Source organism: Ventrimonas sp., assembly GCF_048380235.1.
In the GTDB taxonomy this organism is placed as follows: Bacteria; Bacillota; Clostridia; order Lachnospirales; family Lachnospiraceae; genus Brotaphodocola.
On record NZ_DBFCCJ010000010.1, the window covers coordinates 1 to 19426 of the forward strand.

Genomic DNA, 19426 nt, shown 5'->3' on the forward strand with positions numbered 1-19426 from the left:
TTTTGTACTTCATTCGCTCCGCCGCCTATTGCCAGACCTGCGAGCAAAACTCGCGTGCTCTGCACGCTCAGACAATGCTCTCCGGTCTGGCGCTATGCTCGCTCATGAAGAAAATTCCAACGCATCTGCTTATTCTGTATGGTCTGACCGAACCTTCTACTGTACTGGTTATTCTACGATATTAATAAATGCAACCAGAACGTTACTGACGAAAGCCTGTAAATCCGGCTTTTATCTAATAGTAGCGTTCTGGCTGCGTTTTCTTTTTGTGGCAGAGTTAATATGGGCTGTAGCCGCTATTTTTCATAGCGAAGCCAATACAGCAGGAAGTGAATGAGACCACCTTCCGGGATTTTCAACATATCAGGTGTTTGCATCTTGAGCACACACGTCCGAATGTGGCGGATGTTAATCCGACACAGGCGAACGCGTGTTAGCGAGAGCAAGCAAACAACGATATGTGAAAATAGAGGAAGGCGGTCTCTTTCACTTTCGGACCTTTATTCAGCTTAGTAGCTCAAATTTTTATTTCAGCTTTTCTCCGGTGAGCATTTCATAGCTCTGAAGGTATTTATCGATGGTTTTCTGAACGACGTCCTCCGGAAGAGTCCAGTCGTTGCCCGGATGGGATGTGAGCCAGTCGCGTGCGAACTGCTTGTCGAAGGATGGCTGGCTGTGACCAACTTCGTAGCCTTCTACCGGCCAGAAACGGGAGCTGTCCGGGGTAAGCATCTCATCACCGATAACGATGTTGCCGTTCTCATCGAGGCCGAACTCAAATTTGGTATCAGCAATGATGATTCCATGACTGTAAGCATAGTCTGCGCATTTTTTGTAAAGCGCGATGGTGCAGTCGCGAAGCTTTGCAGCGTACTCTGCACCCTTGCCCGGGAAGTATTTCTCCAGGTGATCAATGCTCTGTTCATAGGTGATGTTTTCGTCATGATCACCAATCTCTGCTTTTGTGGAAGGAGTATAGATCGGCTCCGGCAGTTTCTGGGATTCCTGTAAGCCCTCCGGCAGTTTGACACCGTTTGCGGTACCGTTTTCCTTGTAGCTTGCCCAGCCGCTTCCGGTGATATAGCCGCGGACGATGCACTCGAGAGGAAGCATGGTCAGCTTCCGGCACATCATGGTCTTGCCATCAAATTCCGGGGACTGGAAGTATTCCGGCATTTCCTTTACGTCGGTGGTGATCATATGGTTCGGCAGGATGTCCTGGGTGAGATTGAACCAGAATTTGGACATCTGGGTCAGAACTTTGCCTTTATTGGTTACTGTGTTGTGGAGAATCACATCAAAGCAGCTGATGCGGTCAGTGGCCACCATGATCAGGCTGTCACCGTTGTCATAGATTTCGCGTACCTTTCCTTCTTTAACAGGTTTCATCTTCATACCTCGCTGTGGATAAATTTTTTACTGTAGAGTTTTGGTTGTGGGGACTGCCTGCGGATGCAGACAGCTTCTGGTAATAGAATATACGCAAAACAAATAAATAGCAAGTCTTTTATTAAAAAAACTTATAAAATTTTTTTGATGATACGGGGACTGCTTTACAATTCCGGCTTCGTGCCCTATAATGGGGCATATGTAACTGCCGTTGGAATGCTGGTCGGAAAAGGCATCGCAGCAGCGGAAAATGGAGAACATGATGATAGATAAAATATGGAAGAAACTCGTAAATCGGGAGACGATTTCCTACCTGATTTTTGGCGTACTGACAACGCTGGTGGACTGGATCAGCTATTGGTATATGCGTCGTCTCGGGATTGACTACAGGGCAGCAACAGCGGGATCCTGGGCGGCGGCAGTATTGTTTGCCTTTGTGACAAATAAGCTGTTTGTGTTTGCCAGCTTTGATCTGCATCCGAAGAAGGTATGGGCGGAGTTTGTGCCTTTTGTAGCCTGCCGGGCCGCTACGGGTGCGTTTACCATGGTGGCTATGATTGTTATGGTAGACGGATTGGGAATCAGACAGGATTTCATCTGTAAGATTGTAGTGTCGGCAATTTCTCTGGTGCTGAACTACATCTTCAGCAAATGGTTTATTTTCAGAAAAAAAGAATCGTAAGTAAGGAGCTGTAGCATGCAAAGCGGGAAAGTCGCCTGTATTACGAGAGAACTAGAGGATCTGCTTATGATGGAAGAAGAAAGAGGCACATTTCCGAAGAATAGCGGAAGTGTAGCGGATTTGCTGGAAGAAATGGAAACAGCGGTGGCGAGAGTGGAGGCACAGCGGGAAAAAGAGGCTGGTCAGCAGCAGGAATCGGAGCTGCAAAGGCGAGAACCGAAGGGACCAGAACCGGAGAAGCCGGATTTACAAAGACGAGAGCCACAGGAACCGGAATCGGAGGAGCCGGATTCACAAAGACGAGAGCCACAGGAGCCAGAACCGGAGGAGCCGGATTTACAAAGACGAGAGCCACAGGGACCAGAACCGGAGCTGCAAAGACGAGAACCGCAGAACTCAGAACCGGAGACGGAAACATCGGAACCGGCAAGGATGCGGAAAATAAAAACGCATTATGCTTCCCGGTCGGAAAAACGCGCAAAAAAGCGTCTGTGCAGGCAGGAGGATGAAGGCCTGCTTCACTCCGCGGATGCCCTGATCGCAGCATTTGTCATTCCGATGGTGATTATGCTGCTCATCTTTGTGCAGCGGGGCATTTTCCCGTTTGGAGAGGAAACCTTTCTGCGCACGGATATGTACCATCAGTATGCACCGTTCTTTTCGGAGTTCCAGTATAAGCTGACCCACGGAGGCAGTCTGTTGTACAGCTGGGATGTTGGTATGGGCGTGAACTTTTCAGCTTTATATGCCTATTACCTGGCAAGCCCATTTAACTGGCTTCTGATTTTGTGTCCGAAAGGACTGGTCATTGAGTTTATGACCTGTCAGATCGTATTCAAAATTGGTCTTAGCGGCCTGACCATGGCGTACTATTTGAGAAAGCACTGCCGTACCCGTGATTTCGGCGTTGCCTTTTTCGGTATTTTTTATGCTTTATCCGGTTATATGGCAGCCTACAGCTGGAACATCATGTGGCTGGACTGCATCATCCTGTTCCCGCTTATCGTGCTGGGACTGGAGCATTTGGTAAAAGACGGAAAGGGAATGCTGTACTGCATTACCCTTGGATTGTCGATCCTTTCCAATTATTATATCTCCATCATGACCTGCATTTTTATGGTGCTGTATTTCATAGCCCTGCTGGTGCTGGATGAGGAGATGCACTGGGAGAAATTCATTGGCCGCGGCTTTCAGTTTGCTGTGTATTCTCTGCTGGCGGGAGGCCTGGCAGCGGTGGTACTGCTTCCGGAAATTTTTGCCCTGCAGATGACGGCATCGGGCGATGTGAGTTTTCCGAAGACCTTTTCCCAGTATTTCCCGATTTTTGACATGATTGCCCGTCACATCGGCAACGTTGAGACGGAAATAGGCCTGGATCACTGGCCGAATGTGTACTGTGGCGTGGCTGTACTGATGTTCTTTATCCTGTATTTGCTGTGCAAACGGATTCCAGCGAAGGAAAAAGCGGTTTACTGTGTGATGCTGTTATTCTTTTTTGCAAGCTTTTCCTTCAATATACTCAACTTTATCTGGCATGGCTTTCATTATCCGAACAGCCTGCCCTGCAGACAGTCCTACATCTATATTTTTCTGGTGCTGTTTGTCTGCTACCGGGCCTACATGAATCTGCGGGAAACGCCATGGAAGCATGTGACTGCGGCATTTGCCGGAGCGGTGGTCTTTGTGCTGCTGGCACAGAAGCTGGTAACGGAAGATCATTTCCATTTTATTGTGTATTATGTGGCAATTCTGTTTTTGGCACTGTATCTGGGAGCGATTGCCCTTTATCAGAAGGGAGAACGCTATTATTTTCCGGCATTGTTTTATGCGTTGGCGGTCGTTTCGATTGAGGCTGCGGTTAATACTGCGGTGACCAGCGTACCAACGACCAGCCGTACTGCTTATACCGAGGATAATGAGGCAGTGGAACAGCTTGTGGATTCCGTTCAGCCGAACGACAGCTTCTTTCGTATGGAAAAGGTATCCAGAAAAACAAAAAATGACGGAGCGTGGATGCATTTTCCGTCAGTTTCCCTGTTTTCTTCCACGGCCAATGCCGATTTGTCGGCGCTCTTTAAAAAGCTGGGCTGTGAAAGCTCTACCAACGCCTACAGCATCACAGGCGGTACACCGCTCATCGATGCCCTGTTTTCTGTGAAGTATGGTATTTATTCGGAAAAGCCGGAGGATACCACGCTGCGGACTGCAGTGGGAGAACAGGACGGCATCTGGCTGTACCAGAACAATTACACCCTGCCTGTGGGCTTTTATGTGGATTCTGATTTTGAATCCCGCTGGAATCTGGAGACCGGCAATCCGGCCGATGTGCAGAACAGCCTGTCCGATGCCCTTGGGGCAGAGCAGGTGCTGGAGCTGGTCATGGACACCGGAACAGAAGGCAGTGATCTGACCTTTACCCCGAAAACTGGGGGTGAGTATTATGCCTATGTTGGAAATAAAAAGATTGAAAAAGTCACAGCTACAACCTGGAAGGGAACAAAGACCTTTACCAACGTGGACCGGGGATATCTGCTGGAGCTTGGTTACTGTGCGGCCGGAGAGATGGTAACACTGACGGCAGAGGACAGCAACGAAGAAATGTGGGCAGATGTGTACCGTTTTTCAGAGAATGGCCTCGGCTCTGTAGCTGCGAAATTATCCGCGCATCCATGGAAGCTGACGAGCTGGACCGACACCTCTCTGGAGGGAAGTATTTCCTGCGATCAGGAGGGCTGGCTGTTTACGACTATCCCGTACGATACAGGGTGGAAGGTTCTTGTAGACGGAAAAGAACAGGAAACGGAAAAAATTCTGGATTCCTTTGTGAGTATCAGGCTTACACCGGGACCTCATACAGTGGCTATGAAATATACGCCGAACGGACTGATCCCGGGTGCTGTTGTTTCGGCGGTCAGTGCCATGTGTCTGGCTCTGATTGCGGCAGGCGGATATTTCTTCCGCCGTTACCGGGACGAGACGGATGAAAGGTAACCTGCAGCACACTGTGTTGTAAAATATGATAGAAATACAAGAAGAGGAGACTAACATTATGAAATTATGGGGCGGACGCTTCACAAAAGAGGAAAATCAGCTGGTACACAATTTTAACGAGTCATTGTCTTTTGATCAGAAGTTTTATCATCAGGATATCCAGGGCAGCATTGCCCATGTGACGATGCTGGCCAAGCAGGGCATTGTTTCTGAGAATGACCGGAAAGCCATCATTGACGGACTGAACAGCATTCTGGCTGATATTGAGTCCGGAAAACTGGTATTTACCAAAGAACACGAGGATATTCATTCCTTCGTGGAGGCAAACCTGATCGAGCGCATCGGCGATGCCGGCAAGCGTCTTCACACAGGCCGCAGCAGAAATGACCAGGTTGCTCTGGATATGAAGCTTTATTGCCGCGACGAGATCGATGAGATTGATGTTCTGGTCAAGAACCTGTTAGAAGAGCTGTTAAAGATCATGGAAGCCAATATCGACACCTATATGCCGGGCTTTACCCATCTGCAGAAGGCACAGCCGGTTACCCTGGCTCATCATATGGGCGCTTATTTTGAGATGTTCTCCCGCGACAGAAGCCGCCTGCATGACATCCGCAAGCGCATGAACTATTGCCCGCTGGGCTCCGGCGCCCTGGCTGGCACCACCTATCCGCTTGACCGCGCATATACCGCAGAGCTGCTTGGCTTTGACGGACCGACCTTAAACAGCATGGATTCCGTATCCGACCGCGATTACGTCATCGAGCTGTTATCTGCCCTGTCCACCATTGCCATGCATTTAAGCCGTTTCTCTGAGGAAATCATCATCTGGAACAGCAACGAGTACCGTTTTGTAGAGATCGATGACGCTTACAGCACCGGCAGCAGCATCATGCCGCAGAAGAAGAATCCGGATATCGCCGAGCTGGTACGCGGCAAGACCGGACGTGTCTACGGAGCTCTGGTATCGATCCTCACCACCATGAAGGGAATCCCGTTAGCATACGATAAGGACATGCAGGAAGATAAGGAGCTGACCTTTGACGCCATCGATACCGTGAAAGGCTGCCTGGCTCTGTTTACCGGCATGATCTCCACCATGACATTTAATAAAGAAGTCATGGAGGCAAGCGCAAAGAACGGATTCACTAACGCGACCGATGCTGCTGACTATCTGGTAAATCACGGTGTTCCGTTCCGCGATGCGCACGGGATTGTAGGCCAGCTGGTGCTGTTCTGCATCGATAAGGGCATTGCACTGGATGACATGACGTTAGAGGAATTCAAGGCGATCAGCCCGGTATTTGAGGAAGATGTTTACGAAGCAATCAGCATGAAGACCTGTGTCGAGAAGAGAACCACCATCGGTGCTCCTGGACAGGAAGCCATGAAGAATGTGATTGCAATTTATAAAGAGCAGTTAAAATAATGGAATAGTCCTATAACGGAAAACCCCGGAACATGTATCATTGCGAAAAGCCAGATTTCAAATTTGGCGATCGGCAACGTTACATCTTTTGGGGTTTGTTTATTACAGTCCGATTTTAGTGTATTCTTTTAATTTTTGCCGCAGCACGCTGTCTGCAGGATCCAGAAACTGACGCTGGTTTTCATAAAGCACATCTCCTGGCTTTAAGGCTGCGCGGTATTCGGCAGGCGTGCGAAGCAACGTGGAACGGAAGCGTGCCGTCAGCGTTTTTAAATCTGGAAATCCATTTCTTAATGCAATGTCGGTAAGATTATCTTTGGTGTAGGTCAGGTCATTTAGTGCATGCTGGAATCGGACACGCGTGAGATATTCATGAAAATTAATTCCCACCATCTGTTTAAATAAAGTAGAAATGTAAGTGCGGTTATACTGGGCATAGTCTGCCAGATCCTCCAGTGCCAGTTTTTCAGCATAATGTTCTTCCACATAAGTCAGCAGAAGACGCATGGTAGAACGACGCTTGTCATCTTCCGAGATGAGGTTAAGCTGCTGCGGGTCGAACCTGGTGAAAAGGCTGATCAGCAGCAGTTCCAGATTGGCTTTTGCGCTTAACTGTGCATAAGCACCACCCTGCTCGACGGCATTCCAAATCTGGGCTGCGTAAAAACGAAGCTGGCAAAATCTGGGTTCGTAACGGTTTCCTTCGTTGGAAAGACAGGATGGAAACTGGTAGATGTACCCCTTCTTGTTCAGAAACTTCAATGCATTTGCCGGAAAATGGAGAACGAGTGCCCGGGTATCCGGCTGCTGGCGCGTAGACGCATGGCCATTGCCCGGGGCAGTGAGAATCAGATCATCTTCGAGAAGCGTGTGCGTATCGGTGCCGCGGCAGTACTGCTGGTTTCCCTGAAGAACAATGCTCAGCTCATATTCGTCTGTATGCCAGTGATAGCGGTAATTCATAATGTTGTGTGCAAAACAGCGCAGATGGATATTTTCCCGGGGAAGATCCAGCTCATAGTTGGTCTGATCCATTTTTTCTCTCCTTAAAAATCCAAATATTTTCTCTGTCATAAAATTCAGAAATGAAACATGGAATCTGATTAAATTGCTTTTAGGATACCTGATAAAACCAGAAAAGTCAATTATTGTTTCGGAATTTGTACAAGCCCGGGAAATGAAGAACTGGCAAAAAGTACAAAGAAAAAATGCAGAAAACGACAGATTGCACAGGGAAAATATTTGGATTTCGTATTGTCAGATATGCCTGCATAAAAAGAAAATGAGGTTAAAGGAAAAGAAAAGCGTAACGGAAACCTGCGAATATTTGCAGCGACAAACGAGTTTTCCTCTGTTAGGATAAGCACAACGACAACAAGCCTGTGCCCGGGCAGCCAAGTGCTTATGGAGTTTCGAAAAATGATGTTATAATGGAAGGGGAAACTATGAATACTCAAATGATGATCTGCATGGTAATCTTTGCGGCAACGCTGGTTAGTTACATGCTGAACAAGATTCCAATGTGGCTTACGGCAATGATCTCTCTGACAGCGTTATATTTTACCGGCTGTATTGATGCGGCAGGTGCTTTGTCTGGTTTTTCAAATGTAAATACGCTTTTGATGGCAACCATGTTTATTGTGGCAGCAGGATTTCGGCGCACATCTTTGGTAGACGGTATGTGCGGAGCAATCATGAAGCTCACAAGAGGCAGTTTTGTGACCGCATATTTTGGTTATATTCTGCTGGCAGTGCTTCTGACAAACTTTATTGCGAGCCCGATGGTAGTTTATGCGATCGTAAGCCCGCTTCTGGCAGCACTCTGTGACAATACGAACCATAGCCGTTCCCAGTATATGTTCCCGGTTATGGTCGTGTGTGTGGCATGCTGCGGGATTCTGCCGCTTTCAACTGCGATCCAGCAGGCCGGACAGTTTACCGGATTTATGGAAACCTATGGATTTACCGGTATGAGCATCCGTGCGATTGACTTTACCATTGGCACCTGGCCGATTTTGATCATTGTTCCGCTTTGGGCACTGTTTATCGGACCGAAATTTACACCAAAGGCTCCGATTGTCCCGATTGAAGCACTGGAAAACCGCAATTCTGGAAAGCAGGCACAGAAACTCAGCCCGGTTGTAGATAAGATTGGAATTGCCGTATTTTTTGGAACCATTTTATGCCTGATCTTTTCCAGCCAGCTTCATCTTACCACCTGGTCTGTGGCATTGACCGGAAGCCTTCTGATGGTTTTATTTGGTGTGGTAGATCAGAAATCTGCACTGCGTGATATCCCGTGGGATATGTTAATGCTGTTTGTAGGTGCACTGGCACTTGGAACCGCCCTGACGAACACCGGAGCAGGCGATATGATTGGAAATGCTTTGGCAACAGCCGTTGGTGGTACTCACAATAACTATGTGCTCGGTGCGTTATTCTTCCTGATCCCGTTTGCACTGACTCAGTTTATGCTGAACCGTTCTGTATCTGCGGTATTTGTTCCGATTTGTCTGCTGACCTGTTCCGCACTGGGTGCAAATCCGACAGGACTGGTTCTGTTAGTCAATGCAGGTTCCCTGACGGCATTCCTCACTCCGATGGCGACACCGGCGGTTCCGATGTGCATGGCTGATGGCGGTTATGATTTGAAGGCCATCTTTAAGAGCGGCGCACTGATTACATTGATTTTGCCATTTATCTATATCGTTTATACCATGACAGTATTCCCTGCATTTTAAAAGAAAGGGAGTGACGTGGATATGACACAGGAAGAAAAAATTGCTATTGCAGAGACTGTGCGGCACAGAGATCGTTTTGGTCCTGTGAGTCAGGAAGAGTTAGCGGCACTGTCGGGAAAAGAAACAGAACTTTGGATTCAGACAAAAAACGGTTATTGTGTGCATGTCTTTGAAGAACGGCCGGAAGCTTTGCCGGATCGGGCCCCAATTTTATTAAACTTTCATGGTGGTGGATTTTTAAAAGGACGCACGGATCGTGAGCGCAGATATTGCTGTGCAGTCATGGAAGCAACGAATGCTCTGGTATGGGATGTTGATTATAGTCTTGCACCGGAAAAACCGTTCCCTTATGCTGCAGAAGAAAGCTATGGAATCATACAGTATGTGTTTGAACATGCAGAAGAACTGTGTATCGATCCGGAAAAAATCATGCTTGCCGGACATAGTGCCGGAGGCAATCTTGTGGCATCGGCTCTGGTGAAAAATGCGGAAACGAAAGCATTTCATCCATGTTGCGCCTTGATGGAGTATTTCCCAACAGACAATACCGCGAATCCGGTAGAAAGGCTGTCGGAGGAATTAAAACAGGATCCATTCTGGGTGAAACGCGCGGAAACGGAGAAACTGTATACAGATTTTTATGTGGGAGATGCAGATGCATCTGATCCATGCTGTTCCCCTGCTTTTGCAACGGAGCAGGTCCTGGCTGCATTTCCAGACTGTTTGATTTTATCTGCAGGAGAAGACAGCCTGAGAGATGATACGGAAAACTTTGGAATGCGATTGGTAAAGGCGGGAGTTTGTGTAACCATGCAGAGGATTCCAGAAGCTATGCACGGATTTACAACCAACCGGACACCTGGATGGGAACGAGCATTAGAACTGCATGATCGTTTCTTTTTGGAACATATAAACCGATAAAATGAAAGAATGTAGAACATTAAAGGAGTGAAACTATGAAGATTACAGACGTAAAGCTGCGCTTTGCCAAACATTATCTTTTCGTACAGGTTTACACCGATGCCGGCATTACCGGTCTTGGAGAAGCCGGAAACTGGGGATATCTGCAGGCAACGGCAGCAGCCATTGAAAAGTTTGCGGATTACTTAATTGGAAAAGATCCGTTCCGTATTGAAGATTTTAACCAGAACTTTCTGCGATCCGTGTATTTCCGCGGTTCTGTCATTATGAGTGCGATTTCCGCTATTGACATTGCGCTTTGGGACATTAAAGGAAAGGCACTCGGCGTTCCGGTTTATGAATTATTGGGCGGAAAAACCCGCGATAAGGTGCGCGTTTACGCTTCCGTCATGCATATAACCGATGATAAGGAAGAACTCGCAAAGCAGTATCAGGAACTACAGCAGATGGGCTTCACCGCTGCCAAGATTTTCTGCAACGGACCGAAGAGCAGCGCGGATGGAAAGGGAGAGTTCTTCGCCAGCCGTATAGAGCGGGAAGTAGAAAAAGTCCGTGTCTGCCGGGAAGCAGTCGGAAATGATTTTGATTTCGTTTTGGAAGTGCATCGCGGCATGACTTTGCCAGAGGCTGTCGCATTTGGTCGTGCAGTAGAGCCATACCGCCCGATGATCCTGGAAGATCCGGTTCCGCCGGACAATGTGGATACGATGGCAGAGGTGGCATCCAAGATCGGGGTTCCGATCGCAACCGGTGAGAGAGCCATCGATCTGCGCGAATTTGAAGTGCTGATGGCACGCCATGCATGCCAGTATATCCGTCCGGATGTCTGCGCAGTTGGCGGCATTACCACCAGCAAGAAGATCTGTGCGCTTGCAGAAGCACACGATGTACTGGTGATTCCGCATAACCCGCTTGGACCGGTATCCACGGCAGCCTGCCTGCAGATCTGCGCAGCCATTCCGAACCTTGGGATCCAGGAACTCCCGGGCTTCTGCTTAAATGGAGCGGAAGACAAGATGGTGAAAGAACCATTCCATTTTGAGAATGGCTGTATGATGATTCCGGAAGCACCGGGAATCGGAATTGAACTTGCCGACGATGCAGAAGAACTGTATCCGGCAAAAGAGCGCGGCAGCAATGCAGCGCACCGGGCATTCGATGGATCTGTAAAAGACTGGTGATGTAAATAACAATATAAGTATATGACAAAGGCCGTGTGAGTTGCCGAAAGGCAACTCACACGGCCCTATTAAAGTGAATCAAATGGTTATTTTACCCCAGCACCAGGAACACTTCCTGCGTCTGCTTTCCGTGCTGCCGTGTCTGTGCGTGAGTATCAAAGAAAATATCCACGTGGTTGCCCTTGACGCCGCCGCCGCGGTCCTCTGCGGTGTAGATGATACCGCCGATCATGACCTTGCTTCCGTAAGGAATGACGCGCGGGTCCACGGCAATGGTACGTCCGGAGGTTGCGATGGTGCCGGTGCTGGTGTGGCGGCCCCAGCCCTCGGAGCACTGTCTGCATGGACAGTAGCCGGTGGTGCGGAAGAAGCCGAGGGATTTTAAACCGGTATGTTCGTGGCTTTCCTCAGCAGAAGTGCTTTCAGCAGCAGTCTGGGCCGATTCTCCCTTTACATAGGTTTTCGGATTGGAAAGCGCTTTGCCGTCTACCGCGCCTTCTACAACATAAGTGCCGTCTGCCAGCGCGTCCCAGTTTATGCTGATGCGGAAACCGTGATTCCCATTGCCGATTCCGTTTCCTTTCAGATCAGAACGGTAGGTGACTGCGGTCTGGTGATAGCTTTTAACCTGCTCACCGGTTTCTTTATTGGTAATGGTTACGCTGACCGGAACGCCGGTGTTCGGCATGGAGGAATCCCACGCCCAGCCGACAATGGTATTGCCCTCGAATGCATCAAAGGAGCCATCCGGGGCTGCTGCCAGAGCAGTAAAGGCACCTCCGATCAGGAACATGGCTGAGATCAGTAAGGTGACAAACATTCTTTTGGTTTTTAACATAAAATCAGTCCTTTCTTTTCCAGAATCTGTTACAGGTTTGTGTGCCACAAAAACGAAATATTCAATTCACACAAATTAAATATATGTAACAAATTTGTAACATATGAACGATAAGTCCTTATTTTACACATTTTTTTTGATTTGTCAAGGAAAAAACGAAAAGCAGGTCTGTTTCTGCCCTGGAAAATACAAAAAGTCACAGAAAAAACACAGATTTTTCAGGCAAACCTCTTGACAAACTACATAGGGTAAAGTATATTAATCACAGAATGTTAGCACTCCTTGATGATGAGTGCTAACAAGAAGAAGGAGGCGGCAGAATGGAACTGGATGATCGTAAAGTTACTATATTAAAAGCTATCATCAAGACTTATCTGGAAACAGGTGAGCCGGTGGGTTCCAGAACCATTTCCAAATATACGGATTTAAAACTGAGTTCCGCAACCATCCGAAACGAAATGTCGGATCTGGAGGAGATGGGATATATCCAGCAGCCCCATACATCGGCGGGACGGATCCCATCCGATAAAGGCTACCGCTTCTATGTAGACCAGATCATGCAGGAAAAAGAACAGGAAGTCACGGAGGTCAAAAGCCTGATGATCAAAAGGGTTGACCGTGTGGAACTGGTCTTAAAGAAGCTGGCACAGCTTCTGGCTAACAACACCAACTATGCTGCCATGATCAGTGGTCCGCAGTATCACCAGAACAAGCTGAAATTCATCCAGCTGTCCCGGATGGAGGAAAACAAACTCCTGGTGGTCATCGTGGTAGAGGGAAACCTCATTAAGAATGCCATGGTGAATGTACCGGAGTCGGTGAGCCAGGAAGATATCCTGAACCTCAACATCCTTTTAAACAGCGCGCTTAACGGTCTCACCATTGAGCAGATCAATCTGGATGTTATCACAAAGCTCAAACAGCAGGCCGGCGTTCACAGTCAGATTGTGGATCTTGTATTAAATGAAGTAGCCGGAGCAATCCGGGCCGATGAGGAAGATCTTCAGATCTACACAAGCGGTGCTACCAATATTTTCAAATATCCGGAGCTGAGCGACGGTGAGAAAGCAAGCCAGCTAATCAGTACACTGGAACAGAAGGATAAGCTCCAGGAGCTCATTGCAGATGTAAATGAGTCGGAAGACAGCAATGGAATCCAGGTTTACATTGGAGACGAGACACCGCTTCAGACCATGAAGGACTGCAGCGTGGTCACTGCCAACTATGAGCTGGGAGAGGGTATCCGCGGTACCATTGGTATCATCGGACCAAAGCGGATGGATTACGAAAGAGTACTCAGTACGCTGAAGCATCTGATGAAGCAGCTGGATGCCACCTATAAAAATGAGAGTTAGTGTGTCAGAGATGACGCCGATAAAGAAAGGCGATAAACCATGAGTCAGAAAGAAAAAGAAGTAAAGCAGAGTGCCGCTGAGGTCGAGAACGAAAATCTTGAGACTGAGCACACTGAAGCAGATAATGGCGAAACCTCCGCAGGAACCGAAAACCAGGAGGCAGAAACCAGGGAAAACGAAGCAAAAGAAGCAAAGGACGCAAAGAAAGATCCAAAAGATGCTCAGATTGAGGAACTTCAGGATCGATTAAAACGCCAGATGGCCGAGTTTGATAATTTCCGCAAGCGTACGGAAAAAGAGAAGGCAGCCATGTACGAGATCGGAGCGAAGGATATCATCGAGAAGATCCTTCCGGTGTTAGATAACTTCGAGAGAGGCCTGGCAGCCGTGCCGGAGGATGAGAAGGGTTCTTCCTTTGCCGAAGGCATTGAAAAGATCTACAAGCAGTTCGTGAAAACTCTGGAAGATGCCGGAGTGGAATCGATCGAGGCAGTAGGCAAGCAGTTCGACCCGAACCTGCACAACGCAGTGATGCATGTGGAGGATGAGAAATACGGCGAGAATGAGATCGCCATGGAACTGCAGAAGGGTTACAAGTACCGCGGCAGCGTGGTACGCCACAGCATGGTTCAGGTTGCAAACTAAACCAGCTGCGAAACTTAGCGTATTATCAAAAATTGTTTGAATAGAGCAGGAGGAAAACATTATGAGTAAGATTATTGGTATTGATTTAGGAACCACAAACAGCTGTGTAGCAGTTATGGAGGGTGGTAAACCGGTAGTTATCCCGAACCAGGAAGGCTCCAGAACCACACCGTCTGTCGTAGCATTCACCAAGACCGGTGAGCGTCTGGTAGGTGAGCCGGCAAAGCGTCAGGCAGTTACCAACGCAGACAGAACCATTGCTTCCATTAAGAGACATATGGGTACAGACTATAAAGTAACCATCGACGGTAAAAGCTATACTCCGCAGGAAATCTCCGCTATGATCCTGCAGAAGTTAAAAGCAGATGCAGAGGCTTATCTGGGTGAGACCGTAAGCGAGGCTGTTATCACTGTTCCGGCATACTTCAACGATGCACAGCGTCAGGCAACTAAGGATGCCGGTAAGATCGCAGGTCTGGATGTAAAGCGTATCATCAACGAGCCGACCGCGGCAGCGCTGGCATACGGCCTGGACAACGAGAATGAGCAGAAGATTATGGTATACGACTTAGGCGGCGGTACCTTCGATGTATCCCTCATCGAGATTGGTGACGGCGTAATCGAGGTTCTTTCCACCAACGGTGATACTCACTTAGGCGGTGATGATTTCGATAACCGCATTACCCAGTGGCTGGTTGACGAGTTCAAGAAGGCTGAGGGCGTAGACCTGTCCGGCGATAAGATGGCAATGCAGAGACTGAAAGAGGCCGCAGAGAAGGCAAAGAAGGAGCTTTCTACCGCAACCACCACCAACATCAACCTGCCGTTCATCACTGCAACCGCTGAGGGCCCGAAGCATCTGGATATGAACCTGACCAGAGCAAAATTCGACGAGCTGACCCACGACCTCATCGAGAGAACAGCAGTTCCGGTACAGAACGCATTAAAAGACGGCGGCGTAACCACCGCTGAGCTTGGAAAGGTTCTGTTAGTCGGCGGTTCCACCCGTATGCTGGCAGCTCAGGAGAAAGTAAAACAGATGACCGGCAAGGAGCCGAATAAGTCCTTAAACCCGGATGAGTGCGTAGCCATCGGTGCTGCTATCCAGGGCGGTAAGCTTGCTGGCGATGCCGGCGCAGGTGATATCCTTCTTCTGGATGTAACTCCGCTGTCACTGTCCATTGAGACCATGGGAGGCATTGCTACCAGACTGATCGAGAGAAACACTACCATTCCGACCAAGAAGAGCCAGATCTTCTCTACCGCAGCTGATAACCAGGAGGCAGTAGATATCCACGTTGTACAGGGTGAGCGTGAGTTTGCACGTGACAACAAGACCCTTGGCCAGTTTCGCCTGGACGGTATCCTTCCGGCAAGAAGAGGTGTTCCGCAGATTGAGGTTACGTTTGATATCGATGCAAACGGTATCGTAAATGTATCCGCTAAGGATCTTGGCACCGGCAAAGAGCAGCATATCACCATTACCTCCGGCTCCAACATGTCTGAGGCTGATATCGATAAGGCAGTGAAAGAGGCTGCTGAGTTTGAAGCACAGGATAAGAAGAGAAAAGAGGCAATTGATGCCAGAAACGATGCAGATGCTATGGTATTCCAGACCGAGAAAGCATTAAGCGAGGTTGGCGATAAGATCGACGCAAACGACAAGGCTGCTGTAGAGGCTGACTTAAATGCCCTGAAGGAAGCTATCAACCGTGCTCCGATCGACAACATGACCGATGCCCAGGTTGAGGACATCAAGGCTGGCAAGGAGAAACTGATGAACAGCGCACAGGCATTGTTCAGCAAGGTTTACGAGGCAGCTCAGGGTGCCGCAAACGCACAGGGCGCAGCAGGTGCACAGGGTGCGGCAGGCGCAGCAGGCGGTAACGCAGGCGCTGGAAATAACGATGATGTCATCGACGGTGACTTCAAAGAGGTATAATCCATATAGTAAGGCATAACGGACCAACGGGGAGACCGCAAGGTCTCTCCGCCAATCCGGAGTATTGCCGGGAGAGGCTGGCGCTTTTTCCGAAAATCTCAGGAGCGTTTGCTCCGGGACTTTCGCAAGAGGCGACAGCCATTTCGGTGTCTGAAAGACATTATGGTTCATGAAAGTATGCCTGGAGACAGGGAAATTTTTGAACCCCAAAAGCTGATTGACAGTATAGAAAAAGAAGGGCGCGGATGCGTCTTAAGTGAAAGAGGAAGGAAAAAGCATCATGGCAGAGACTAAGAGAGATTATTACGAGGTCCTGGGAGTTCCGAAGAACGCCGATGAGGCTGCATTAAAGAAAGCATATCGTGTCCTTGCAAAAAAATATCATCCGGACGCTAACCCGGGCGATGCCGAGGCCGAGCGTAAGTTCAAGGAAGCATCGGAGGCATACAGCGTGTTAAGTGACCCGGAGAAGAGAAGAAAGTACGACCAGTTTGGTCATGCTGCATTCGAGGGCGGCGCAGGCGGCGGTGCCGGCGGCTTTGGCGGTTTCGATTTCAACGGAGCTGACATGGGAGACATCTTCGGAGATATCTTCGGAGATATCTTCGGTGGCGGAAGAAGCCGCGGCGGCAGCCAGTATAATGGCCCTATGCGTGGTGCCAATGTGAGAACCGCGATTCGCATTACCTTTGAGGAGGCTGTATTCGGCTGCGAAAAGGAAATTGAGATCAATTACAAAGAAGAGTGTGCGACCTGTCACGGTACCGGGGCAAAGCCAGGCACTTCACCGGAAACCTGTAAGAAGTGCGGCGGTAAGGGTAAGATCATCTACACCCAGCAGTCCTTCTTCGGTCAGGTGCAGAATGTCCAGACCTGTCCGGACTGCGGCGGCAAGGGCAAGGTGATCAAAGAAAAATGCTCTGACTGCTATGGAAGCGGTTATATTACCAGAAAGAAGAAATTTAAGGTTACCATTCCGGCTGGTATCGATAATGGCCAGAGTGTACGCTGCGCAGGCGGTGGTGAGCCTGGCGTGAACGGCGGCGAGAGAGGTGATCTCCTGGTTGAGGCAGTTGTATCCCAGCATCCGGTATTCAAGCGTCAGGATGTCAACATCTTCTCTACCGTACCGATCTCCTTCGCAACAGCAGCGCTGGGCGGTCCGATCCGCATCAAGACGGTAGACGGAGAGGTCGAGTACGAGGTCAAGGCAGGAACCCAGACCGATACGCGTGTCCGCTTAAAGGGCAAGGGTGTACCGTCCTTACGTAACCGCAATCTCCGCGGCGATCACTATGTGACTCTGGTTGTTCAGGTGCCGGAGCGTCTGACGGAGGCACAGAAGGAAGCGCTGAGGAATTTCGATGCGGTTATGCATGGAGAAGCGCCGACAGAAGGAAAACATAAGAAAAAGGGACTTTTTTCTAAATAGAGTTAACCCGTAGGCTGTAAATAGTCTACGGGTTTTCGATGCCATAAAAAGAATAAAGAAGGGATGAAAAAAGTCAATGGAGAAGGAACGGGCAAAACTATTAGATGAATTGTTGAACCAAATCGATCGGGCATATGATTTAATGGAAGAATATGATTCTATATCGAGAAAATATGGGGAAGTGATTTTATATCAGGTTGAAGCTCATTTGATAAAATATATCGGAGAGCATCCAGGAACGACGGTTTCAGATATAGCACAAGATTTGAACAAAACCAGCAGTGCAGCGAGTCAGATGGTGAAAAAACTGCAGACAAAAGGATTGATTGAACAAATAAAAAATGAAAAAAACAGGAGAAATACTTTTTTAAATTTGACGTCTGCTGGATGGAGCTTGTATGAGGCAAGAGAAAAATTTGAGCAACATTGCTATGAACGGACATTTGAATATTTAGCAGAGTTTTCAGAAAAAGAAATAGAAGTAGTATGCAGGATATTGGATAGGATGAACCAAACATTTAAATTAGATATAGAGGATAGCAAAATGTAAAACATGCACAAAAGTGCATGTTTTATTTTGTTTATTTAAGGTGTTTACATATGCAAGGAAAGATGATATTATCTTACCATAAGATTATTAAGTATCTAAATAATACAAAAGGAGAGGAAAAATGAAGTATAATTTTGATGAAATTATTGACAGAAGCAATACCTACAGCTTTAAAAGAGATTGTTTGCCTGAAGGAGCACCTAAAGACAGTCTTTCTTTTTGGGTTGCAGATATGGATTTTCCTTGTGCTGATCCTGTTATAGAAGCACTGCATCAAAGAATTGATAGAAAGATATACGGTTATACAGCATATGACAATCAAGATGTCTATGAGGCTGTATCAGGATGGTTTATGAGACAATATGGATGGAAAATAGAAAGAGAAGAACTATCATTTAGTCCTGGAGTTGTTCCTGCGCTTGCATTTCTGATTCGGGCTTTAACAGAGCCGGGAGATGGGATCATCATTCAGCGGCCAGTATATTACCCATTTACAATTAAAATTGAAAATGCAGGAAGAAGGGTTGTAAATAATCCGCTGATCCATGATGGAAATACGTATAGGATGGATTATATTGATCTTGAAGAGAAATTGAAAAATCCGCAAAATAAGGGAATTATTATTTGCAGTCCACATAATCCGGTAGGTCGCGTATGGACTGAAGATGAGTTGAGACAGTTAGTGGATCTTTGTAAGAAATACAATAAATGGATTATTTCTGATGAAATTCATTGTGATTTGACAAGAAAGGGCGTGAAGCATCATCCACTTTTAACTGTGGCACCAGATTATAAAGATCAGATTATTGCATGTACTGCACCAAGTAAAACATTTAACTTGGCAGGAATGCAGATATCTAATATTGTGATTCCGAATAAAGAATATAAAGCAAAATTTGATTTTCTGTTAGACGATTGCTTTGGTTTGATGGCTGCACCCCTGGGAATTTCTGCAATGATTGCTGCATATACACACGGGGAAGAATGGCTTGATCAGGTTCGAGAGTATATTGATGAAAATATTGCTTATGTACATGATTTCCTTCAGAAAAATATGCCTGAAGTTACGATGTCAGATACACAGGGAACGTATTTAATATGGTTGGATTTCAGAGCATATTGCAATGATGAGAAAAAGCTGGAGAAGCTTATGCACGAGAGTGCGAAGGTTGCCTTGGATGAAGGTTATATTTTTGGGGATGAGGGAAAGGGCTTTGAAAGAATTAATATGGCCAGTCCAAGAAGTATGATTGTAGAATGTATGGAACGGATTCATAAAGCATTGAAACCAGAAGTGTAATTTACTGAATACAGAGGAGAAAGGGAGATT

At 47.6% G+C, this 19426-nt stretch carries 16 protein-coding genes; 13 read left to right on the plus strand and 3 right to left on the minus strand.

The genetic code is table 11. The annotated features are described in order from the left end of the window. On the plus strand, nt 1-185 hold a 185-nt coding region (locus ACMP1L_RS01390; RefSeq protein WP_418451799.1), incomplete at its 5' end, for a hypothetical protein. 340 nt (nt 186-525) lie between these two features. Here the strand turns inward: ACMP1L_RS01390 and ACMP1L_RS01395 are convergent. Next, the gene (locus tag ACMP1L_RS01395; RefSeq protein ID WP_177304167.1) at nt 526-1389 is read right to left on the minus strand and encodes a phosphoribosylaminoimidazolesuccinocarboxamide synthase; all 864 of its coding nucleotides are present in this window, start codon (nt 1387-1389) and stop codon (nt 526-528) included. A 259-nt stretch (nt 1390-1648) separates the two neighbouring features. Here ACMP1L_RS01395 and ACMP1L_RS01400 point away from each other — a divergent pair, with 259 nt between their 5' ends. From ACMP1L_RS01400 to argH, 3 genes are all read left to right on the plus strand, one after another. Then, nucleotides 1649-2071 carry a GtrA family protein gene (locus ACMP1L_RS01400; protein WP_347560188.1) on the plus strand — a complete coding sequence of 141 codons (423 nt, stop codon included), beginning with the start codon at nt 1649-1651 and terminating at the stop codon, nt 2069-2071. Nucleotides 2072-2137: 66 nt separating this feature from the next. Beyond that, nucleotides 2138-5062 carry a YfhO family protein gene (locus ACMP1L_RS01405; RefSeq protein ID WP_418451803.1) on the plus strand — a complete coding sequence of 975 codons (2925 nt, stop codon included), beginning with the start codon at nt 2138-2140 and terminating at the stop codon, nt 5060-5062. A 58-nt stretch (nt 5063-5120) separates the two neighbouring features. Continuing rightward, the gene (argH, locus tag ACMP1L_RS01410) at nt 5121-6491 is read left to right on the plus strand and encodes an argininosuccinate lyase (protein WP_118732827.1); all 1371 of its coding nucleotides are present in this window, start codon (nt 5121-5123) and stop codon (nt 6489-6491) included. A gap of 102 nt (nt 6492-6593) precedes the next feature. On the opposite strand, the gene ACMP1L_RS01415 is transcribed toward argH, so the two are convergent. After that, nucleotides 6594-7526, minus strand: coding sequence for an AraC family transcriptional regulator (locus tag ACMP1L_RS01415; RefSeq protein ID WP_118732826.1), 933 nt, complete (start codon nt 7524-7526; stop codon nt 6594-6596). A 410-nt stretch (nt 7527-7936) separates the two neighbouring features. Here ACMP1L_RS01415 and ACMP1L_RS01420 point away from each other — a divergent pair, with 410 nt between their 5' ends. Genes ACMP1L_RS01420 through ACMP1L_RS01430 form a run of 3 tightly spaced genes read left to right on the plus strand, consistent with a single transcriptional unit; the run spans nt 7937 to nt 11334 of the window. Beyond that, nucleotides 7937-9232, plus strand: coding sequence for an SLC13 family permease (locus tag ACMP1L_RS01420; protein WP_243025687.1), 1296 nt, complete (start codon nt 7937-7939; stop codon nt 9230-9232). A 21-nt stretch (nt 9233-9253) separates the two neighbouring features. Next, complete coding sequence (locus ACMP1L_RS01425) at nt 9254-10153, plus strand: alpha/beta hydrolase (RefSeq protein WP_118732825.1); 900 nt, start codon at nt 9254-9256, stop codon at nt 10151-10153. Nucleotides 10154-10188: 35 nt separating this feature from the next. Further along, nucleotides 10189-11334 (plus strand): mandelate racemase/muconate lactonizing enzyme family protein, encoded by a 1146-nt coding sequence (locus ACMP1L_RS01430; RefSeq protein WP_418451806.1) that lies wholly within the window; start codon nt 10189-10191, stop codon nt 11332-11334. Nucleotides 11335-11425: 91 nt separating this feature from the next. Here the strand turns inward: ACMP1L_RS01430 and ACMP1L_RS01435 are convergent, their stop codons facing one another. After that, complete coding sequence (locus ACMP1L_RS01435; protein ID WP_418451808.1) at nt 11426-12172, minus strand: 3D domain-containing protein; 747 nt, start codon at nt 12170-12172, stop codon at nt 11426-11428. Nucleotides 12173-12492: 320 nt separating this feature from the next. On the opposite strand from ACMP1L_RS01435, the gene hrcA reads away from it, so the two are divergent. The 6 genes from hrcA to ACMP1L_RS01465 all read left to right on the plus strand — a co-directional run bounded on the left by hrcA (nt 12493) and on the right by ACMP1L_RS01465 (nt 19396). Beyond that, nucleotides 12493-13527: a heat-inducible transcriptional repressor HrcA gene (gene hrcA, locus ACMP1L_RS01440; protein ID WP_118732823.1), complete on the plus strand. Its 1035-nt coding sequence runs from the start codon at nt 12493-12495 to the stop codon at nt 13525-13527. A 39-nt stretch (nt 13528-13566) separates the two neighbouring features. Then, on the plus strand, nt 13567-14172 hold the full coding sequence (gene grpE / locus ACMP1L_RS01445; protein WP_118732822.1) for a nucleotide exchange factor GrpE: 606 nt from the start codon (nt 13567-13569) through the stop codon (nt 14170-14172). 61 nt (nt 14173-14233) lie between these two features. Then, nucleotides 14234-16114: a molecular chaperone DnaK gene (gene dnaK, locus ACMP1L_RS01450; RefSeq protein WP_118732821.1), complete on the plus strand. Its 1881-nt coding sequence runs from the start codon at nt 14234-14236 to the stop codon at nt 16112-16114. A 280-nt stretch (nt 16115-16394) separates the two neighbouring features. After that, complete coding sequence (gene dnaJ / locus ACMP1L_RS01455) at nt 16395-17546, plus strand: molecular chaperone DnaJ (protein WP_118732820.1); 1152 nt, start codon at nt 16395-16397, stop codon at nt 17544-17546. A gap of 76 nt (nt 17547-17622) precedes the next feature. Continuing rightward, nucleotides 17623-18096 carry a MarR family winged helix-turn-helix transcriptional regulator gene (locus ACMP1L_RS01460; protein WP_118732819.1) on the plus strand — a complete coding sequence of 158 codons (474 nt, stop codon included), beginning with the start codon at nt 17623-17625 and terminating at the stop codon, nt 18094-18096. Nucleotides 18097-18217: 121 nt separating this feature from the next. Continuing rightward, the gene (locus tag ACMP1L_RS01465) at nt 18218-19396 is read left to right on the plus strand and encodes a MalY/PatB family protein (RefSeq protein WP_118732818.1); all 1179 of its coding nucleotides are present in this window, start codon (nt 18218-18220) and stop codon (nt 19394-19396) included. Nucleotides 19397-19426: the final 30 nt, after the last annotated feature.

Coding starts and splice junctions, on each gene's coding strand:
- ACMP1L_RS01430 (WP_418451806.1), top strand. CDS start 10,189: ATGAAGATTACAGACGTAAAGCTGCGCTTTGCCAAACATTATCTTTTC.
- hrcA (WP_118732823.1), top strand. CDS start 12,493: ATGGAACTGGATGATCGTAAAGTTACTATATTAAAAGCTATCATCAAG.
- ACMP1L_RS01415 (WP_118732826.1), bottom strand. CDS start 7,526: ATGGATCAGACCAACTATGAGCTGGATCTTCCCCGGGAAAATATCCAT.
- ACMP1L_RS01460 (WP_118732819.1), top strand. CDS start 17,623: ATGGAGAAGGAACGGGCAAAACTATTAGATGAATTGTTGAACCAAATC.
- grpE (WP_118732822.1), top strand. CDS start 13,567: ATGAGTCAGAAAGAAAAAGAAGTAAAGCAGAGTGCCGCTGAGGTCGAG.
- ACMP1L_RS01420 (WP_243025687.1), top strand. CDS start 7,937: ATGAATACTCAAATGATGATCTGCATGGTAATCTTTGCGGCAACGCTG.
- ACMP1L_RS01400 (WP_347560188.1), top strand. CDS start 1,649: ATGATGATAGATAAAATATGGAAGAAACTCGTAAATCGGGAGACGATT.
- ACMP1L_RS01435 (WP_418451808.1), bottom strand. CDS start 12,172: ATGTTAAAAACCAAAAGAATGTTTGTCACCTTACTGATCTCAGCCATG.
- ACMP1L_RS01405 (WP_418451803.1), top strand. CDS start 2,138: ATGATGGAAGAAGAAAGAGGCACATTTCCGAAGAATAGCGGAAGTGTA.
- ACMP1L_RS01465 (WP_118732818.1), top strand. CDS start 18,218: ATGAAGTATAATTTTGATGAAATTATTGACAGAAGCAATACCTACAGC.
- argH (WP_118732827.1), top strand. CDS start 5,121: ATGAAATTATGGGGCGGACGCTTCACAAAAGAGGAAAATCAGCTGGTA.
- ACMP1L_RS01395 (WP_177304167.1), bottom strand. CDS start 1,389: ATGAAACCTGTTAAAGAAGGAAAGGTACGCGAAATCTATGACAACGGT.
- ACMP1L_RS01425 (WP_118732825.1), top strand. CDS start 9,254: ATGACACAGGAAGAAAAAATTGCTATTGCAGAGACTGTGCGGCACAGA.
- dnaK (WP_118732821.1), top strand. CDS start 14,234: ATGAGTAAGATTATTGGTATTGATTTAGGAACCACAAACAGCTGTGTA.
- dnaJ (WP_118732820.1), top strand. CDS start 16,395: ATGGCAGAGACTAAGAGAGATTATTACGAGGTCCTGGGAGTTCCGAAG.